A 19,170-nucleotide genomic window follows, 5' to 3' on the forward strand; every position below is an offset into this window, starting at 1 on the left:
TTTTGGGGGTAAGAGCTAAGAAAGTAAAGTTGTAATAAATGGAAATTAGGATATGAAAGTTGTTTACAAAGTAGGGGTGAAGCTTAAAGGCTGAGTCCTGAAACACATATAAATAAAGCTCTCGGACTTTTCGAGAGCGTACATTAAAATAAGGGAGGGGAATAAGATATGTTAAGAAGGGTAGTTGTTGAAAATGGAATATTAGAAGGTCTTCCGGCTGCTGATCCAAGGATAACCGTGTTTAAAGGAGTGCCATTTGCCGCACCTCCTGTGGGTGATTTAAGATGGCGTCCTCCTCAGCCGTGTAAAAATTGGGAAGGCGTTTACAAAGCCTATACTTTTGCTCCTATTTCGATACAAGAAACACCAGGTTTGGACCCTAATAATATTTATACTAAGGAGTGGCACGTAGATCCGAATGTTCCCATGAGTGAGGATTGTTTGTATTTGAATATATGGACGCCTGCAAAACATCCTGATGAGAAACTGCCGGTGATGGTTTGGATTTTTGGTGGTGGTTTGCAGGTTGGTTATACTTCAGAAATGGAATTTGACGGAGAACGTATTGCACGAAGGGGAATAGTATTTGTAAGTGTTAATTATCGTTTAAATGTATTTGGCTTTTTTGCACATTCTCAGATTTCGGCAGAAAATCCGGATGGGCCTAAGGCCAATTTTGGGTTACTAGATCAATTGGCAGGGATTGCTTGGGTTAAACGAAATATTGCGGCATTTGGAGGGGATCCAGACAACATTACAATATTTGGGCAATCGGCGGGGGGAGGCAGCGTAACAGCACATGTAACTTCGCCTGTGAGTAAGGGGATGTTTCAGAAAGCTATTATTCAAAGCGGAGGAGGTTTTGTTCCACCACGCTTTAATCAAGGATATCCTTCATTAGAAGAGGCTGAAAAAATGGGGGAGGAGTTTTTTAAATATTTGGGTGTGAATTCGCTGGATGAGGCTCGTAAAATAGATGCAAAGGAACTTTTTGAAAAATCTCTGTCATTTGGAGCTAGGTGGGGGTTTGTGAAGGATGGCTATTATATAGTAGACGATCCAGTAAAACTGATTATAGAAGGGAAATGGCATAAGATTCCTTTAATTATGGGTCATACGGGGAATGAGTTTGTAGAAAGGCCAAATGCGAAAACTGTAGAAGAATTTAAGGAGTACGCTTATAAGAAATACCAAGAGGATGCAGAGGAATATTTAAGATTATGCAAAGTAGAAAATGACGATGTAGAAGAAATGTGTAGAAAAGGTGCGGTTAATATGTTTGAGATAGGGAACCTTATGTGGTGTGAGCATAATGCAGAAAAGAAGGATACTACTATATACTGTTATTGTTTTGATCCTGAGATTCCAGGGGATGATGCTGGTTCATTCCATTCTTCAGAGCTTTGGTTTACTTTTGAGACTTTAGCGAAATGCTGGAGGCCATTTGTGGGCAAGCATTATGATTTAGCGAGACAGATGTGTAATTATTGGACCAATTTTGCGAAAAAAGGAGATCCAAATGGTTTAGATGCGGATGGTACACCTATGCCAGAATGGAGGCCCTACACAAAGGAAGAACCCTTTATAATGCTGTTTGGAGACAAACCAGGTAAGGATCCTAATAGGCCGACAGAATTAATGAAATTGATGGTAAAACATTATTTTAAGCGACTCAATATAAAATAAATTATTGCAGAATTGCCCCAGGCAAACGATAAATTCGTTTGCCTGGGAGAAATATACTTTTATTGTGTAAATAAATAAGGAAAGAGAGGGTGAGAAAATGGCTAATTTTAATGATTTATCCGCGTTGTTAGAAGGTTTTATAAAGAGAGGGTTGCCTGGTTGTGGGTGTGCTGTAGCCAAAAATGGAGAAGTTTTATATGAAGGGTATTTTGGCTATGCAGATTTAGAGGAAAAAAAGCCCATGAATGAGGAAAGCGTTTTTCGCATCTTTTCTATGACTAAAGTAGTAATTTGTACGGCTGCTATGATACTTTATGAAAGGGGTAAATTTTTATTAAGTGATCCAATATCCGAGTCTCCGCATGTCAAAAACAGGTAATTAAATTACATATATTACCAAAAGGATTTTTGGATTTTTTGTCGAATATATATCCCCTGTAGAAAGATGCAGGGGTGATTGTGAATGGATATAAATGATGTTAAGAATATTGTGGCATACAATGCCTCCAGTATACCAGTATTGTTTGAGATGTGCCGTATTGCAAAAATAGCGGAAACTGTCAACGATATGGTAGAATGGAGACCGGATAATTCCCAGATTTCACCGGGATTTTTAATAGAAGTATTGGTGGTAACCATAATGCACAGGAGACAGCCTTTATGGAAAATTGAAGAATACTGGAGGAAACAAAAGCTTGAATACATGTTAGAGGGTAGCGATATTACAGTGGAACAATTAAACGATGACGCATTTGCTCGTGCTTTAGATAAACTGCATACCGTAAACATGAAAGAACTTGTGAGCCGTATATGTCTCAACATGTTAAAGGCTCATAATTTAACTATAGAGAGTCTGCACTTGGATACAACGTCTATTTCTGTAGAAGGGATGTATGAAGGGGATGAGGATGACGACTTTATAATCTGCTACGGTTACAGCAAAGATAATAGGCCTGACCTTAAGCAATTTAAGATAGGGGCAGCAGTACAGCAGAGTGGGCTACCTGTAATGGGTCAGCTTTTATCCGGAAACAAATCGGACCGGGAATGGAACCCGGAGGCGATAAAGGAGATGAAGGTATTTTTTGAGGGGCAACAATATAGAGATATTATATTTGTGGGGGATTCTGCGACTGTATCTTCATATGAATCGTTAAGGCAGTTAGAGGGTTTACGGTTTATATCACGTTTACCAGAGAATTTTTCATGTGTTTCGGAATGGAAAGAGAAGGCATGGCAGGGGGTGAATTGGGAAGAAGTAGGAACATTAAGTGAGTCTTCACGTAAAGATGCAGCAGAATACAGGATTTATGAATTTGTGGAGGTTATAGATGGGAAGCCGTATCGATTTGTATTGGTTCATACAAATTCGTTGAGGGAGCAGAAGATAAAGACATTGCAGAAGAGGTGGGAGAAAGAGAAGAGGGAGCTTGAGAAGGAGGCTAAGAGTATAGGCAAGAGAGCATTTGCATGTGTTGAGGATGCACTGCGGGAGAGTGCGGTTTTTATGGAGAAAGTTAAGTCAATGCATTACAATGTAGAAGCTCATATAGAAGAGGAGGTTACTCGGAGGTATAATAGAAGAGGGAGGCCTGGTACGGAAGATAGGTATGAGGAGACGGTAAGCTACTATGTAAAGCATACTATAGGTGAGAGGGATGATATGGCATGTGAGAAAGACTTATTTATGGAATCGACATTTGTTCTTATTACTTCAGTTATGGATAGAGAGAAATATCCTGGATGGAGGATACTGGCGGAATATAAAGGGCAAAGTTCAATAGAGCAGGCATTTAAGTTTTCAAAAAGTCCAGTGTACTTAGGGCCAGTATATTTGAAGAGACCTGAGCGAGTAGAAGCGCTGGGATATGTATTTATACTTGTTTTACTGATAGCGAGTTATTTAGAGTACAGAGTAAGGAAAGCATTGAGGGAGAGGGGAGAATATTATATTCAGCCTAATGGTCAAAAATCGACTCGACCATCGGTTAGGACTATACTTGAGGTATTGGAGACAGTATTGGTTATATATTTCAATGGTGATCTGTATTTGCCAAATGATACTTCACCAAAGATATTGAAGATGCTAGAATGGTTGGGATTTAGTCCTGACATTTACACGAAAAAGATAAATCCCATTTTTTAACATGTGAAATGTGGGTTTTATAGTTGGAAAAAATTTTTTGTCCAAAAGAAGGATTTTTTTCATTTATGTCGTATATATTATAATAAGATGTAAGATGACTTACTAGCATACTAAGAAAGAAGAGAGGAAGAAGTATAATATGGTAAGGGCAATAAAGAAAAATAGTGTACGTGAACAAGTAGTGGAAGAATTAAAAAGACAGATTATAAATAAAAATTGGCTTCCCGGTACAAAAATTCCCTCAGAAAACGAATTGGCTGCACTTTTGCAGGTTAGTAGGGTTACTGTAAGGGAAGCATTGCAGCAGCTGATTACTCTAGGATTATTGGAAACAAGGCAAGGGGAAGGAACCTTTGTAAAAGAATTATTGGTTGACAGTTATATGAACAGTCTAATTCCTTATTTTGTCTTAGATATACCTCAATTAATGCAAATATTGGAATATAGAAAGTTGGCTGAACCTGCTGCTATGAGCCTGGTTGTTGAAAGAGCTACTAAGGAGGATATTCGTAAATTAGAATACATATTCAAAAACATGATGGAAAAACAGAACGATGTTAAAAAATTTGCACAAGAAGATTTAAATTTTCATCTAGCTTTAGGTGAAATAACAAGAAATGCAGTTATAGTTAAAGTCAATTATGTAATTAGAGACATTTTAAGTGTAGCAATGGATTATATAGTACAGTACCTTGGCACTCGTGATGGATTGTATTACCATGAAAAAATAATTAGTTCTATAAAAGATAAAGACGTAGAAAGAGCCCAAAAATTTATGGCTGAACACATAGAAGAAACTATTAGAAAAATATCACAGATTGAAAAGAATATAAAAATAACCAACAAATAATTATTGAACTATATACTATAGAGAGAATAGTTATTCAGGGAGGTAAAATTAACATGAAGGCCGTTGTTAAGTATGACAATGTTGATGGAGCCACCGAAGTGAGAGAGGTGCCCATCCCGGATATAGGGCCAAACGATGTGTTGGTTAGAGTAGCATACGCCGGTATATGTGGTAGTGACCCTCATATGCATCATAATAAGGTTACATATAAAGTAAATGTGCCGCTCATACTTGGTCACGAATTTTCTGGAATCATTGAGAAAATAGGGGACAATGTAGAAGGGTTTAAAGTCGGCGACAAGATTACGGCAGAAACACATGCAGATTATTGTGGGGTTTGCAGGTTGTGCCGTACAAATAACTACCATGTGTGTCGTGAAAGAAAGGGCTTTGGATTTCATGTAGATGGGGCATTTGCTCAGTATGTAAAAGTACCTGCTAGAATTCTTCATAAATTGCCTCCTAATGTAAGTTTGAGGGAGGCTGCATTGACTGAGCCCTTGTGTGTAGCTTATAGTTCACTGGTAAAACACTCAAACATCAAGGCAGGCGATTTAGTAGTTGTCATTGGGCCTGGGCCTATAGGACTTTTATGTGTACAAATAGCACGATTAATGGGGGCTGCTGATATTGTAGTCATAGGTACAGAGGGTGATGACTTCAGGTTGGAATTGGCTAAGGAATTAGGAGCTGCTATTGTGATTAATAGTTCAAAAGAGGATCCTGTGTCTGTAATTATGAATATGAGAGATCATTACGGTGCTGATATAGTTGTTGATACTGCCGGGGTTTCTTCTACGTTAAAACTTTCTATGGATATTGTAAGACCCTGTGGACAAATTAATAAGATAGGTTGGGGTCCTAATCCTGTAGGTTTTTCTTTGGATCCACTTATATCTAAGGCGGTTACCATGAACTTTACGTTTAGTCATAATTGGGATGTTTGGGAAACATGTCTCACTTTAATGGATAAAAAAGCTGTAAACGTAGAAAAGCTCATTACGCATGAGCTACCTTTAGATAAATGGGAAGAAGGTTTTGAATTAATAGAATCAAAAAAAGCTGTAAAAGTGCTTCTCACTCCTATTGGTTGAATAGAAGCTTAGTAAATGAGCTTATAACTCATATCTAAATTTTAAGGAAGAAGGGAACATGAATGGAATCCAACGAGCTAATTAAATACTTAGAGAGAAAAGCACTTCAATTGAGATACTATATATTAGAAATGATAGGCGTTGGGAAAGCAGGGCATCTTGGAGGTTCCAGTTCCTGTGCTGAGATTGTAGCCACTCTTTATTTTCACTGGATGAATATAGATCCCAATAATCCATATGACCCTAACAGGGATCGGTTTCTTTTGAGTAAAGGACATGCGGCTTTAGTCCAATATGCAGCATTAGCTGAATTGGGATATTTTCCGATTGAGGAGCTGAAGAAAGTAAAAACTTTGGGCGGTATGCTCCAAGGTCATCCCGATATGAAGACCACACCAGGAGTGGAAGCCAATACAGGGTCACTGGGACAAGGGTTATCTATTGCTTTAGGGATGGCTTTAGGACTTCGTTTGGATGGTAGAAAAAGCCGAGTATATGTGATATTGGGCGATGGGGAATTAGCTGAAGGTCAAGTATGGGAAGCTGCCATGGCAGCATCACATTATAAAGTCGACAATTTGGTGGCTTTTGTTGACAAGAATGGAGTACAAGCAACGGGTCCAGTGGAGGAAAGGCTCAACAGTAATCCTTTAGCGCCTAAGTGGTCAGCCTTTGGGTGGCATGTAATAGAAATTGATGGTCATTCCATAAAGGAGATACTGGAGGCGCTTAAGGAGGCAAATAATATAAAAGGGCGACCTACAGTTATAATAGCACATACTGTAAAGGGAAAAGGATTTTCGTTTGCGGAGCACAATGCAGCTTTTCACAACGGGATTCTTACTGAAGAGCAGTACCTTATTGCAAAAAGAGAGCTTGAGAAGTTAATGCAGGGAGATGAAAGGTAATGAAAAGGGAAAGTCTTAGAGAGGCATATGGACAGGCTTTAGTAGAAGCAGGGAAAAGGAATAAGGATGTAGTGGTGTTGGAGGCTGATTTAGGCAAGTCGACACGTTCATGTCTTTTTGAGGAGATTTTTCCAGATAGATATTTTGAGATGAGCATTGCTGAGCAGAATATGGCTTCTACGGCAGCAGGATTAGCGTTAGTTGGGAAGATCCCATTTATACATTCATTTGCTGTTTTTGCGACAGGACGCGCCTATGACCAGATAAGGCAGGCTATAGCGATTCCTCGACTTAATGTCAAGATATGTGGTTCAAGCTGTGGTCTTTCAGACTTTGGAGATGGTTCTACTCATCAGTCAATTGAGGATGTTGCGTTAATGAGCGCTATACCTAACATGGTAGTACTGGTTCCGGCAGATGCGGTTGAGACTAAGAAAATGGTAGAAGCCATGGTAAAATACAAAGGGCCAGTTTATATTCGTATTAATAGAAACGATTTACCGGTGTATACGCCTGAAAATTTAGAATATGAAATAGGCCGCATGTATACTTTAAGAGAGGGTAAGGATGTAGTGGTATTTGCTAATGGTGTGATGGTCTCCAGGGCTATGGAGGCAGCAGAAATTCTACAAAGAGAAGGCATTTCGATAGAGGTGGTGAATGTAAGCACGGTAAAACCATTGGATGTTGATACTTTAGTAGAGAAGGTTAGGAATTTTAAAGGCGCTGTAATAGCAGAGGAGCATAGCATCATAGGAGGGCTAGGTAGCGCAATAGCATTGGCGTTATGTAAAAGAAAAGTGAACGTTCCATTGGAATTTGTAGCGATAGAGGATAAGTTTGGTACGTCAGCTTCTAATTATGAAGAATTACTGGTACATTATGGTTTGAGTGTAGAAAATATTTGTGAGAAAGTAAAAAGTTTAATATAGTATGATGTGTTCTAGTATAAAACTTATGTAAAAAGGAGTGGATAAGATGAAGAAAATAGGATTTATAGGTTTAGGTATTATGGGCAAACCGATGGCTAAGAATCTTTTAAAGGCGGGATACAATCTGGTTGTATATGACATAAATAAACAACCAGTAAAGGAACTGGTAGAGGCAGGAGCCGAGGAAGGCTTCTCGCCAAAGGATGTAGCTGAGAGAGTAGAAGTAGTGATTACTATGCTACCCAATTCACCTCATGTTAAAGAAGTGATTTTAGGTAAGAATGGTGTATTGGAAGGAGCGCGTCCTGGATTAATAATTGTTGATATGAGTTCTATAGCGCCATTGGTTTCTAAGGAGATTGCTGCAAAAGCTAAGGAAAAGGGTGTAGAAATGTTGGATGCTCCTGTAAGCGGCGGTGAACCAAAAGCTATAGATGGTACGCTGTCAATAATGGTAGGTGGTTCAGAAGAAGTCTTTAATCAGGTAAAAGATATACTTCTGTGTATGGGGTCGTCGGCTGTGTTGGTGGGAGAAATAGGAAGCGGTAATATTACAAAGCTGGCTAATCAGATAATTGTGGCGCTTAACATTGCGGCCATGTCTGAAGCGCTGGTATTAGCCACGAAAGCAGGTGTAGATCCTGAAAAGGTGTATCAAGCGATCAGAGGAGGATTGGCTGGTAGTGCAGTGCTTGATGCAAAGGCTCCTATGGTTATGCAGAGGAACTTTAAACCTGGTTTTAGAATTGAACTGCACATTAAGGATTTGATGAATGCCTTGGAAACAGCGCATGAAGTTGGGGTACCTGTGCTGCTAACAAGCCAGGTAATGGAGATTATGCAAGCTTTAAAGGCAGAAGGCAAGGAAAAAGAGGATCATGGTGGTATTATACAGTTTTATGAGAAATTGGCTGGTGTAGAGGTAAGGAAATAGAGTTATATGTATGAGAAGGTAAGTTGTTTAGGTTTCATGCAGGATTCCCTTTCTTTGGCCAAAAGTGGAGAGAATCCTGTTTGAAATAAGAAGTAAAACCCTGAAAAATAGAGAATTTTAGGGTTTTACAGAAGTTTAAATATTTTTCCTTTCTTTTAAAGGGGTTCTCTTAAAAGTTAAACTTAAAATTGAAAAAAAGTAATTCGGTAATATGTCAAGGGGGGATTCGAAAAAAGTTGAAAATTTTTTAGCTATTTAAACCCAAAAAAGGGCATAGCAAAGCTAACCATCACCTAGGCGGCATGGTAATAATTAACATAAATGTAAATTAGGAAATCGGCCTTAGCTTAAACTAACATCTCCTTTCCTGGCGGATGGATTGTAAAGTTTTTCATCGCGCAGCAGAGCGAAGACTAACCTTACCGCCTTACGGGCTGTAAGCACTAGAGCCCTCTTGTGATGATGGGTCTTGCTTTCGTTGTACTTGCGAGAGTAATACTGGGCAAATTCGGGTAAATACTTCCTGAGCTGCTCTGCGGCCTGTATAAAGTAGTATCTGAGGTAGTGGTTTCCAGTCTTTTTGATAAAAGTGTCATCAGCAGTAAACTCTCCAGACTGGTATTCAGACCAATACAGACCTGCAAATTTGGCCAAAGCGTTATCGTTCTCGAAGCGAGAAATGCCCCCTATTTCCTATATAAAGCCAGCAGCCAGGACGGGGCCAATACCTTTGACTGAAGTTAAGCACAGGAACTCGTTTTTAAAAAGTGGCAGCTCCTTTTCGATGGCTTTATCCACAGCTTTGATCTGCTTTTCCAGAGCCTTTATGTTCTCAAGGCAGGATTTGAGCACAAAGCTTAGAGAGTTATCCACAGAAGCATTAAGCCTGTAAGATTTTGCAACTGCCTCTTTTAAGGCTTTAGCGGTGGACTGTGGACATTCAAAATGCTTTTTACCGTGTTCCATGATAAAATCAATGAGTTCTGAGTTCATCAAGCGATCGAGTCGCAATATCCTCTACGGTAAGAAACTCATGGAACAGTTCTGTAGCGGAGGCCCCGAAGTTGTTAGAGAAAACCTTGTCCTGGCACATAGCACTGAATTTAAGGAACAGGTTGCTCAGGTAGTAGGATTTTTCCCGAGCCAGGTTTTCCACAAGGTGATACCTGTAGCGAGTAAGCCTTTGGAGAGCAAGGTATCTAAAATCCACAGGGCAAGACTTGGGGAGTCTGCCGAAACGAAGTCTTTCTGCGGTGGTGTTAGCGTCTATCCAGTCGTTTTTAGGGAGATTGCCCAGGGACTTTTTGAAGTTTTCAATGAGTTTGGGGTTAAAGCAGATAATGTGAGGGTGATAAGGCTTAAGCTGAGGGGAATCAGCTAGTAGATGCTGTATATGCCAGCCATACACTGGAGTAGATTCAAGGCCGATGAAGAGGGTATCAACAGCTAAAGCCTTACAGCACCTGAGTATAGTATCTATGAGGATGTTAGCCCCAACTTGGTCATTGGTAACTGAGAAAGGTTTGACGATTTCAGTTCCATTCTGGTCAATGATAGATACCTTGTAGTCCTTAAGGCTGAGGTCAAGGCCTACAAATAGTTTATTCACATTTAACACCTCCTTTCTGGGGGGAGTGATAAGGTAAAGGATATTTGGGATAACCCTAGCAACCAGGTTATATAACAGCCTCGCGTTATTAGCTCTTAGCAATACAGGCTTTAGTCTCCTGCTGCCGAGAACCTGTACTACGACAAAGCAGAATTCGAGTTTAGATGTGGCAAACCTGGTGTAGGGACCACACTTTATTGAGCAGTCGAGCTGCAAGGGGGGCAAAAGCCTGTCCCAGATACAGATATCTTTACCAGATAATCATGCTACAGGTTATCCCAAAAGTAAAGAGTTTTTTTGCCGCCTATGGGAGACGGTGCCATATACCACCGTTTGTGATAGGTGAGTATATGGGTTAGGGTTGAAGTGCCATTCAAAAGCTTGCAGCGAGCTTTGAATGGAGGATAAGATGTGGCGAGTTAATTACCAGTAAATAACTGGTAAAATGAATGGCCTAAAGGTTAATTGATTTGTTGTTTACAAACACTATTATACGAGGGGATAATAATGTTTATAAAAAATAAGGGAAATAAGCCAGTAGAAGCTGTGCGTATTGGTATAGGAAGTTTTGCATTTCGTTATAATATAGGTTTTGGGGACTTTATTCCACCAAAGCCAATGACTACCATAGATTTCCTGCAAGAAGCTCATCGACTGGGGTTTAGTTTGGTTCAATTGTGTGAAAATCTTAATTATGCAACATTAAGTTATAAAGAAATTATGTCAATAGCAAATGTAGCTAAAGAACTGGGAATTTCAATTGAAGTAGGCTTGAGAGGTTTGAGTAGGGAAAATTTATTACATCATATTAAATTAGCAGAACTTTTATCATCTTGTTTCATTCGGATAGTTCCTGGAGAGCTTAAATCCTCTCCAGAGAAAAATCCGGACGAATTAATGAAAAAATCAATCAATATATTAAAAAATGTGCTACCTATTTGTAAAGAAAAGAATATCAAATTGGGAATAGAGGATAATTTTATCCTCCCGTTAGATTATCTTATTCAAATCGTTGAGGAAATTGCAGATGAACATGTGGGACTTATTATGGATACAACAAATTGTCTTGGATTTATTAATCAACCAGAAGAAGTTCTCGACAAAATGAAGCCATATTTATTATCAGTTCACTTGAAAGATTACAAAGTAGAAAAAGTAGAAGGAGGTTATCTTATCAGTAGTGTGCCTCTTGGCGAAGGTTGGCTTAATGTGGAAGAATTTATCAAAAAAGTGCTTTCGATAAATCCAACTATCAGTATTATAATTGAATATAGTATGCGAAGAGACTATAGTGCTTCTGTAGAGCAGATCTTAAAATGGGAAAAAGAAAGTGTTGAGAAAAATGCTAGATATATTAGAAAATTGATTAAAGGTTTAAATTTATAAATAATAATAAAAATATATTGCTAATATTCTAAGTGTAAGATTAAATTTACGTAAATTGAAACATTTAGAAAGGAGTTTAAAAATGGCGGGAACTGTTTGTAGTGATGTTCAAAAAGTAAAGAAATGGGATAGATTTGAATCTATTATAGAGAATAATAGAACGTATAAAGATCCTTATAGAGATGTAGAACTTCTTGTTACATACACTAAACCTGATAACTCTCAAGTCGACTTTTGGGGTTTTTATGATGGTGGAAATGTATGGAAAATTCGGTTTATGCCAGACCAAATCGGGATATGGAGGTATAAAGCAGTTTTCTCTGATGGCAGTGCAAAATTTGAAGGGATTTTTGAATGTGTTGAATCAGATATTCCTGGAATGATTTATAAAGATGAAACAAATCCAATGTGGTTCGGATTTAAGGGAGGAAAACATATACTGATTAGAAGTTTTCACGTTGGAGATCGTTTTTTTGCCGAAAATTGGAATGAGGAAGAACGTGGGGATTTCTTGGATTGGTTACAGGCCCAAGGATATAATATGATTTCTGTGGCTAGTTTTTTCCTAAATCGGGAAAAAATAGGTCGAGGTTCAGGTTGGAGGACTCCACGATTATGGCCTTTAAATGCTGATGAATACAAAAAAGCTGAAAAAATATTGGATGATTTGGCAAATAGACGCATTTTGGTTTATCCGTTTGCAGGGTTTTTTGGTAGAGATTCTTATTATCCAACCAGTGTAAAGGATCAGGAAACATACATTCGATATGTTATTGCTAGATTTGGACCTTATTGGAATCTTCTTTTTAATGTAGCTGGTCCAGAGCCTTTATTATCTAAAAATCCTTTTATGTTGAAATGCGAGATTAACCGTTTGGGATATATGATTAAGAAGTATGATATCTTTGATCATCTGCTGTCAGTTCATAATGCAACAGGAGATGATGAGTTTTTAGGTGAGCCTTATGTATCATATGGAATTCTTCAAGGCCCTAAAACAACTGAACGATTAGTTCTTAGTGAAGGTATTTTAAAAAATCATTCCCGATTTTATCCGTTATATGCTCAGGAAACATTATGGGCGGGAAATATTTATCATCCGCATTATAGTGATGATGACTTACGTAAAAATGCTTATGTTATTAATATGTCAGCAGCAGCTTTGAATTTTGGAGATATGAATGGAGATTCTACATCTGGTTTTAGTGGTAGTCTTCATCTAAATGATAGAGTACAATCCAGACATGACATTATAAAGAAAGTATGGGACTTCTTTGAAACTATACAATTTTATAAGATGAGTCCTAGGCAAGATCTGGTAAGTAAAGGATATTGTTTGGCAGAAGAAGGAAAGGAGTATTTGGTTTATTTGGAAAGTGGGGGTACAGTAAATGTTTCAATTTCCGGGGGAAAATATAGAGTTGAGTGGATCAATGCTCGAAATACAAATGAGAGGATTAATGGAGGATTTACCGAAAACGGAATTGGACTGACTGCACCTGATAAAGAAGATTGGTTACTACGGCTTGTATTAGAATAATTTCTAATAAGTGTGTTTGTAGCTTTATGAAGTATACTGTTATTTGCATAAATAATATAATATATAGGATTTGTATGATATCTTTTGAAACAAATTGACAAATGAATAGGGGGTGAAAAAATGAATAGGTTAGATTCTAAAAATATATTATCTATATCATCGAAGCCACTATCAAATAAAAAAAATAGAGAAAACAGCTTTATTTATAAAAATATAATTAAGTATCTAATCAAGGATAGATGGTTATATTTTATGCTTTTACCAGGAGTGTTATATTTTATAATATTTAAGTATGGTCCTATGTGGGGTTTGCTGATAGCCTTTAAAGATTACCAACCCTTTATGGGTTTTATGGGAAGCAAATGGGTAGGATTTAAACATTTTATACGATTGTTTACTGAAGCTACTTTTTGGTTATTATTTCGTAATACTCTATTACTTGCAGTCTATAATCTATTATTTTTCTTTCCTTTGCCTATTATTTTTGCTCTGATGCTAAATGAGTTAAGAAATACAACGCTTAAGCGTATAATTCAGACAATAACATACATTCCACATTTTATGTCATGGGTTATAGTTGTTGGTATTTCCTATATATTATTTACAACTGAAGGCGGGATAATAAATGAGGTTCTATATGCTTTATTCGGTTTTAAGATTGATTTTTTGTCTAGTGTTAAATGGTTTAGGCCTATGATTGTTGGACAAACTATATGGAAAGAGACTGGCTGGGGTACAATTATATTTATAGCTGCATTAACAAATATTGACCCACAGTTATATGAATCAGCATATATTGATGGTGCAAACAGATGGGAGCAATTGTGGCATATTACATTGCCATCCATTCGAAGTACTATAATAGTTTTGTTGCTACTTAGATTGGGAAATTTTTTAGACACTGGTTTTGAGCATATATTTCTTATGCTTAATGCTACAAACCGTGAAGTAGGAGAAGTTTTTGATACATATGTATACAATGTTGGGATTAAGCAAGGGCAATATAGTTACACTACTGCAGTAGGATTCTTTAAATCCTTTGTAAGTTTGATTCTAGTATATATTTCAAATAGTATTGCAAAAAAATTTGGCGAAGAAGGAATATATTAATATTAACTTTTAGGGGTGGTTTTTAATTATGATTGGATACCGTTCTATTGGGTCCAGATTATTCGATATATTTAATATTACTATAATGTTGATATTTTCTTTGTTATGTATATTACCGTTTATTCATATTATAGCAGGCTCATTTGCACCGGCAGAAGAAATTTTAAAGGAAGGATTTCTCTTAATACCTAAAAAGTATTCACTAGCTGCATATAGATATATATTCTCCACAGATACTCTTATTAGGAGTATGTTGATTACAGTTTATGTAACGGTAGTGGGTACTTTTGCCAATATACTATTTACTTCGTTAATGGCATATCCCCTTTCTCGTTCAAATTTAAAAGGGAGGAACATTATAATGTTTGGTGTAGTTTTTACTATGTTGTTTAGGGGAGGGATGATTCCAACCTTTTTAGTGGTGAAAGCTATGGGGCTGCTTAATTCACTATATTCGCTTATAATACCTACTGTAATAAATGCTTTTAATCTAGTAATAATGAAGAACTTTTTTCAACAGATTCCTGTAGAACTTGAGGAAGCTGCTAAAATGGATGGATACAATGATTTATTTATCTTTGGGCGTATTATTCTTCCTCTTTCTAAATCAGTTCTTGCTACTTTAACATTATTTTATGCAGTTGGACACTGGAATAAGTATTTTGAGGCTATAATCTACCTAAATAATTCAAATTTATGGCCTATACAAGTACTTCTTCGTCAAATCGTTATTTTGGCACAAGGAGGTATTGGTGATTTAGATCAAATGGACCCTGATTTTGTGGTACCAGCTAAAAGCGTTCAAATGGCTACAGTAGTAGTTGCCACTGTGCCTATACTATTGGTATATCCCTTTTTACAAAAACATTTTGTAAAAGGTGTATTGATTGGCTCAATTAAAGGGTAAGTTCTCCGGACATAGAGAATTACCCTATCATATATATTAAATATATTAAAATGAGTGAGGAGGATGCACAATGAAAAAGAAAGCTAAGAGAGAATGGCTAATAAAATGGACTGTAATATTTATTATAGTGAGTTTGGTAATAATGTTGTTTGCTGGTTGTGGACAAAAGAAAACAACGGTGTCGGATGACAGCAAGACAACAGTAAGCGGTGGCAATACTGATTCCAAAGATTCAAAAAGCGTAGAACCTAAAGAACCCTTTGAAATGAGCATATATGCTCAGTCCTATACTGCTGAACCTCCTAAAGATGATGAACCTGTCCTTCTAAAAATACAGGAATATACTAATACAAAGTTAAATATTACGTGGATGACAGGAGATTTAGAAGAAAAAATAAGTGTAACTCTTGCTTCTGGTACAGATTTACCAATGGTTATGTATATTCCTAATCATAAAGCAGCGTATGTAATAAATGCTGTACGAGGAGGGTTTTTCTGGGAAATCGGACCATATATAAAGGAATTTCCTAATTTAAGTACTGATATTGGAGAGGTTCGTTTTAATAATTGTTCAATAGATGGTAAAATTTATGGACTTCCTAGAGTACGACCTTTGGGGCAGAACGGATTTGTGTATAGAAAAGATTGGTTAGATAATTTGGGATTGGAGGTGCCAAAAACTATAGAAGATTTATACAATGTTTTAAAAGCATTTACCTTTGATGATCCTGATAAAGATGGAAAAGACGATACCTACGGTTTATCTCAACAGGGGTTGGGTGGATACGATGTACTTCTTGCTGCTTTCGGAGGTCCTAATCAGTGGGAGTTTAAAAATGGCAAGATGGTTCCTGAATTTATGACGTCGGAGTATATGGATATGCTTAATTTTTATAAAAAACTGTATTCAGAAGGCTTAATGAATAGAGATTTTGCTGTGATTAAAGGAAATCAAAAATATGACAATGTTAACAGTAATAAAGCAGGAGGATACTTCGCTTTTATGTCTGATGCTGCAAGTAAACATACAGACCTATATAAACTAGAACCTAATGCAAAAATTGATATTATTGGTAGATTTAGTGGTCCAAAGGGAGAACGTGTAATGGCATCATCAGGATTTGCAGGACAATTTATGTTTACAAAACGAAGTATAAAAGATGAGGAAACGTTGAAAAAATGTATGAACTTTTTTGATAAACTTAATGATCCAGAAATGCAGGACCTACTTCGATGGGGGTTAAAAGATAGGCATTATATAGTTGAAGATGGTGTGTACGTAAGGACAAATGAGCTAAATGATCTTTATCAAAGGGAGGTTAATCCTTTTAGAAGTTTAAAACTTCATTATGATGAAAAAGCTAGAGAGGGTAAGTTCGATTACGCATATCAGAGAGCTAGGGAACTGTACGTAGAGAATGATAATTATCTTGTACTCAACCCTTGTGAGCCACTTTTTTCGGAAACATATGGGGAAAGGGGTGCACAACTTGATCAAATAATAGATGATGCTAGTATAAAATATATTATAGGCGAGATAGATGAGGTTGGGTTTAATAATGCATTAGAAGAGTGGCGCAAAAATGGCGGTGATAATGTTATTGAAGAGTATACTAATGAGTATTTAAAAATTTATCAAAATAAGTAAAATTGTTAAATTTTTTGTAAATAAAAGGATTAAAGGGGTGAAGTAAGCCTCTTTAATCCTGCATAATTTCTTTTAATCTTTCTTTTGCATATAAGGACTATTAATTATATAAAGAAGGTTATATTATATTTTAAAAATACACAAATGGTTCAAAAGTAGTAGTCATATAAATAATAGTGTTATTTGAAATGAGCCTAATTTAAAAGGTCGGATATATTAATAAAAATACGGTATTAGCAATTTAAAGACTACACCCGAATTTGACAGAAGTTATAATTATACCTGTGTTGATAAATATATTGTTTGTTATTTAAAGGATATATCGTGTTGATTCGTCTAATTTTTATTAAAGCTCTCTTAAGAAACACTAAGATAAGACTAAACAGAAATGGCAAGAAAAGAGAAATCTGATATAATCGTGATCCGTATATTTTAAGGAAGTTAAGGTTGTTGATATGAAGATATAGGCATAACACTTTTCTATTTAATTAAACATCAAGTTAGGAAAGGATTTGAAAATATGTAAGGTATTAAATTGTTAGTTGCAAAATAAAATTTCCCAGAATTGCAACGAAAAATTTCCAGCTTTTTTGCCAAGCAGGATAAGGTTTTAGTAATTGTATTTGAAAATCATGTCAAGAACAAAGCCCGTAAGGGTGAGCGTTAGCAAATCCTTGACATGATTGAAAAATACAATTATAATGCTGTAAACTGCTGGCAAATTTTCCAGCACCCATTTTGCAAAAGCGGGGAATTTTCATTTGCAAAAAACAGGTATTATGGACAGTATATTTATGAGTTTTAATAATCCCCAATAATCTTAAGTATCATATTGTTTAAAAAGAAATTAAATATTATCGAAATGGAAGGGTTTATCATTGATATAAATAATAGATGATAATTTTAAGATAATAACTTCATTTTGATTTAATACATTTTTTATTGTAATGTAAATTGTATTTATCATTGGTTTTAATAGTAAAATTATCATAACTGTTGATCAATTGATAACTTAAATAAAAAATGAGGTGTTAATTATGAATAAATTAGCTATTATTACAGGATTCTTAGGTGGTGTAAAAAACCGATATATTACCTATCAGGAAGATAGGACTTTGGAAGAAAAGTTTGATATAGCATCGCAAATAAATGGTTTAGATGGTTTGGAACTTTGTTATCCGCAAGATTTCGAAAATTTCGAATTATTGAAAGAGTTAATTAACAGATATGGTTTTGAGATACCTTGTATCAATTTTCGTTCTAGAAGAACTGGAAAATGGTTAAGGGGATCTTTTTCTTCACAAATAGCTTCTGAACGCCGAGAGGTGGTGCAAGATTTTAAGATGGCGATAGATTATGCACAAATATTGGGATGTAATCGAGTTACTACTTGCCCATTAAATGATGGACATGATTATATCTTTGAAATGGATTATACTAAAGCTTTTGATTTTTTTGAATATACTATAGGAGAAGTTGCTTCGTATAATAAAAAGATTAGAATTTGTATAGAATACAAACTAAATGATCCTAGGACAAGATGTTTGCTAGGAAATGCAGGAGAAACATTAGCCTTCTGTCAAATTCTAGGAATGGATAACGTCGGTGTTACTCTTGATTTTGGCCATTCTATCCAAGCTGGGGAGAGACCCGCTCAAACTGCTGTTATGTTAGCTAGAGCAAACCGCTTGTTTTATGTACATTTAAATGATAACGACAAGTTATGGGATTGGGATATGGTTCCAGGAGCATATAACTTTTGGGATTTGGTAGAGTTTTTCTATTATCTAAAAAAGATCGGTTATAATGATTGGTTTGGTTATGATGTTTCACCCAAAGAAATTAATACCATTAAAACTTTCAATACTGTTATTGAGTTAACTCAAAAAATATTTGATATTTCTTCAAGATTAGAGCTTGATATTATTGAAAGAATTCTGGAGAAGAGAGACCCCGTTGACAATATAAAATATCTGTATTCAATAATATAACTTTATAGCATATATTACCTAATTGCTATAATGAAAGAAGGTATAAGGTATGGAATCCAGGGAGTTAATTGAGTATTTGGAAAGAAAGGCTCTTCAGTTAAGGTATCATATTTTGGAAATGGTGGGAGTGGGAAAAGCGGGGCATCTAGGAGGTTCAAGCTCTTGTGCCGAGATAGTAGCTACCCTTTACTTTCAATGGATGAAAGTGGATCCGAAAAATCCACACGACCCTGAACGGGATAGATTTCTTTTGAGTAAAGGACATGCGGCTTTGGTTCAGTATGCCGCTTTGGCCGAGCTCGGTTATTTTCCGGTTGAGGAATTAAAAAAAGTGTGAAAATTGCAATATTAAATGCAACACTTTTTTAAAGGAAAGTATGATATAGATATCCAAATTTTTACTGTTTAAAATGTAAAACCTTATGTTGT

15 protein-coding genes and 1 pseudogene are annotated in these 19,170 nt (G+C 36.3%); 15 read left to right on the top strand and 1 reads right to left on the bottom strand.

Going from position 1 to position 19,170, the window contains the following annotated elements:
• The first annotated feature begins 168 nt into the window (after positions 1-168).
• From JOD02_RS11070 to garR, 8 genes are all read left to right on the top strand, one after another.
• A complete protein-coding gene (locus JOD02_RS11070) occupies positions 169-1,686 on the top strand; it encodes a carboxylesterase/lipase family protein (RefSeq protein WP_204489549.1) in 1,518 nt (505 codons plus the stop codon).
• 97 nt (positions 1,687-1,783) lie between these two features.
• Complete coding sequence (locus JOD02_RS11075) at positions 1,784-2,065, top strand: serine hydrolase domain-containing protein (RefSeq protein WP_204489551.1); 282 nt, start codon at positions 1,784-1,786, stop codon at positions 2,063-2,065.
• 84 nt (positions 2,066-2,149) lie between these two features.
• Positions 2,150-3,832: an IS1634 family transposase gene (locus tag JOD02_RS11080; protein WP_204489553.1), complete on the top strand. Its 1,683-nt coding sequence runs from the start codon at positions 2,150-2,152 to the stop codon at positions 3,830-3,832.
• A gap of 139 nt (positions 3,833-3,971) precedes the next feature.
• On the top strand, positions 3,972-4,682 hold the full coding sequence (locus tag JOD02_RS11085) for a FadR/GntR family transcriptional regulator (RefSeq protein ID WP_204489554.1): 711 nt from the start codon (positions 3,972-3,974) through the stop codon (positions 4,680-4,682).
• Between the two features lie 53 nt (positions 4,683-4,735).
• Complete coding sequence (locus JOD02_RS11090; RefSeq protein WP_204489556.1) at positions 4,736-5,776, top strand: zinc-dependent alcohol dehydrogenase; 1,041 nt, start codon at positions 4,736-4,738, stop codon at positions 5,774-5,776.
• 62 nt (positions 5,777-5,838) lie between these two features.
• Positions 5,839-6,684, top strand: a complete 846-nt coding sequence (locus JOD02_RS11095; protein ID WP_204489558.1) for a transketolase — start codon at positions 5,839-5,841, stop codon at positions 6,682-6,684.
• Positions 6,684-7,616, top strand: coding sequence for a transketolase family protein (locus tag JOD02_RS11100; protein ID WP_204489559.1), 933 nt, complete (start codon positions 6,684-6,686; stop codon positions 7,614-7,616). Before JOD02_RS11095 ends, JOD02_RS11100 begins: the two co-directional genes overlap by 1 nt.
• Positions 7,617-7,662: 46 nt before the next feature.
• Positions 7,663-8,550 (top strand): 2-hydroxy-3-oxopropionate reductase, encoded by an 888-nt coding sequence (gene garR, locus JOD02_RS11105; RefSeq protein ID WP_204489561.1) that lies wholly within the window; start codon positions 7,663-7,665, stop codon positions 8,548-8,550.
• A gap of 342 nt (positions 8,551-8,892) precedes the next feature.
• Here the strand turns inward: garR and JOD02_RS11110 are convergent.
• A pseudogene (locus JOD02_RS11110) lies at positions 8,893-10,159 on the bottom strand (IS110 family transposase).
• 507 nt (positions 10,160-10,666) lie between these two features.
• Between JOD02_RS11110 and JOD02_RS11115 the strand changes: the two are divergent.
• From JOD02_RS11115 to JOD02_RS11145, 7 genes are all read left to right on the top strand, one after another.
• The gene (locus JOD02_RS11115) at positions 10,667-11,545 is read left to right on the top strand and encodes a sugar phosphate isomerase/epimerase family protein (RefSeq protein WP_204489563.1); all 879 of its coding nucleotides are present in this window, start codon (positions 10,667-10,669) and stop codon (positions 11,543-11,545) included.
• An 82-nt stretch (positions 11,546-11,627) separates the two neighbouring features.
• Positions 11,628-13,085: a DUF5060 domain-containing protein gene (locus tag JOD02_RS11120; RefSeq protein WP_204489564.1), complete on the top strand. Its 1,458-nt coding sequence runs from the start codon at positions 11,628-11,630 to the stop codon at positions 13,083-13,085.
• 120 nt (positions 13,086-13,205) lie between these two features.
• Positions 13,206-14,195, top strand: coding sequence for an ABC transporter permease (locus JOD02_RS11125; RefSeq protein ID WP_204489566.1), 990 nt, complete (start codon positions 13,206-13,208; stop codon positions 14,193-14,195).
• A gap of 28 nt (positions 14,196-14,223) precedes the next feature.
• Positions 14,224-15,102, top strand: a complete 879-nt coding sequence (locus JOD02_RS11130) for a carbohydrate ABC transporter permease (protein ID WP_204489567.1) — start codon at positions 14,224-14,226, stop codon at positions 15,100-15,102.
• 70 nt (positions 15,103-15,172) lie between these two features.
• Positions 15,173-16,750 carry an extracellular solute-binding protein gene (locus JOD02_RS11135; protein ID WP_204489569.1) on the top strand — a complete coding sequence of 526 codons (1,578 nt, stop codon included), beginning with the start codon at positions 15,173-15,175 and terminating at the stop codon, positions 16,748-16,750.
• Positions 16,751-17,787: 1,037 nt separating this feature from the next.
• On the top strand, positions 17,788-18,741 hold the full coding sequence (locus tag JOD02_RS11140; RefSeq protein WP_204489571.1) for a sugar phosphate isomerase/epimerase family protein: 954 nt from the start codon (positions 17,788-17,790) through the stop codon (positions 18,739-18,741).
• Positions 18,742-18,790: 49 nt separating this feature from the next.
• On the top strand, positions 18,791-19,078 hold the full coding sequence (locus tag JOD02_RS11145) for a hypothetical protein (protein ID WP_204489573.1): 288 nt from the start codon (positions 18,791-18,793) through the stop codon (positions 19,076-19,078).
• Positions 19,079-19,170 lie beyond the last annotated feature (92 nt).

The organism is Caldicoprobacter guelmensis (assembly GCF_016908415.1).
GTDB lineage: Bacteria > Bacillota > Clostridia > Caldicoprobacterales > Caldicoprobacteraceae > Caldicoprobacter > Caldicoprobacter guelmensis.

What these genes read in the sequence shown, in the direction of transcription:
- JOD02_RS11070 (WP_204489549.1), top strand. Translation starts at nt 169, where the DNA reads ATGTTAAGAAGGGTAGTTGTTGAAAATGGAATATTAGAAGGTCTTCCG.
- JOD02_RS11075 (WP_204489551.1), top strand. Translation starts at nt 1,784, where the DNA reads ATGGCTAATTTTAATGATTTATCCGCGTTGTTAGAAGGTTTTATAAAG.
- JOD02_RS11080 (WP_204489553.1), top strand. Translation starts at nt 2,150, where the DNA reads ATGGATATAAATGATGTTAAGAATATTGTGGCATACAATGCCTCCAGT.
- JOD02_RS11085 (WP_204489554.1), top strand. Translation starts at nt 3,972, where the DNA reads ATGGTAAGGGCAATAAAGAAAAATAGTGTACGTGAACAAGTAGTGGAA.
- JOD02_RS11090 (WP_204489556.1), top strand. Translation starts at nt 4,736, where the DNA reads ATGAAGGCCGTTGTTAAGTATGACAATGTTGATGGAGCCACCGAAGTG.
- JOD02_RS11095 (WP_204489558.1), top strand. Translation starts at nt 5,839, where the DNA reads ATGGAATCCAACGAGCTAATTAAATACTTAGAGAGAAAAGCACTTCAA.
- JOD02_RS11100 (WP_204489559.1), top strand. Translation starts at nt 6,684, where the DNA reads ATGAAAAGGGAAAGTCTTAGAGAGGCATATGGACAGGCTTTAGTAGAA.
- garR (WP_204489561.1), top strand. Translation starts at nt 7,663, where the DNA reads ATGAAGAAAATAGGATTTATAGGTTTAGGTATTATGGGCAAACCGATG.
- JOD02_RS11115 (WP_204489563.1), top strand. Translation starts at nt 10,667, where the DNA reads ATGTTTATAAAAAATAAGGGAAATAAGCCAGTAGAAGCTGTGCGTATT.
- JOD02_RS11120 (WP_204489564.1), top strand. Translation starts at nt 11,628, where the DNA reads ATGGCGGGAACTGTTTGTAGTGATGTTCAAAAAGTAAAGAAATGGGAT.
- JOD02_RS11125 (WP_204489566.1), top strand. Translation starts at nt 13,206, where the DNA reads ATGAATAGGTTAGATTCTAAAAATATATTATCTATATCATCGAAGCCA.
- JOD02_RS11130 (WP_204489567.1), top strand. Translation starts at nt 14,224, where the DNA reads ATGATTGGATACCGTTCTATTGGGTCCAGATTATTCGATATATTTAAT.
- JOD02_RS11135 (WP_204489569.1), top strand. Translation starts at nt 15,173, where the DNA reads ATGAAAAAGAAAGCTAAGAGAGAATGGCTAATAAAATGGACTGTAATA.
- JOD02_RS11140 (WP_204489571.1), top strand. Translation starts at nt 17,788, where the DNA reads ATGAATAAATTAGCTATTATTACAGGATTCTTAGGTGGTGTAAAAAAC.
- JOD02_RS11145 (WP_204489573.1), top strand. Translation starts at nt 18,791, where the DNA reads ATGGAATCCAGGGAGTTAATTGAGTATTTGGAAAGAAAGGCTCTTCAG.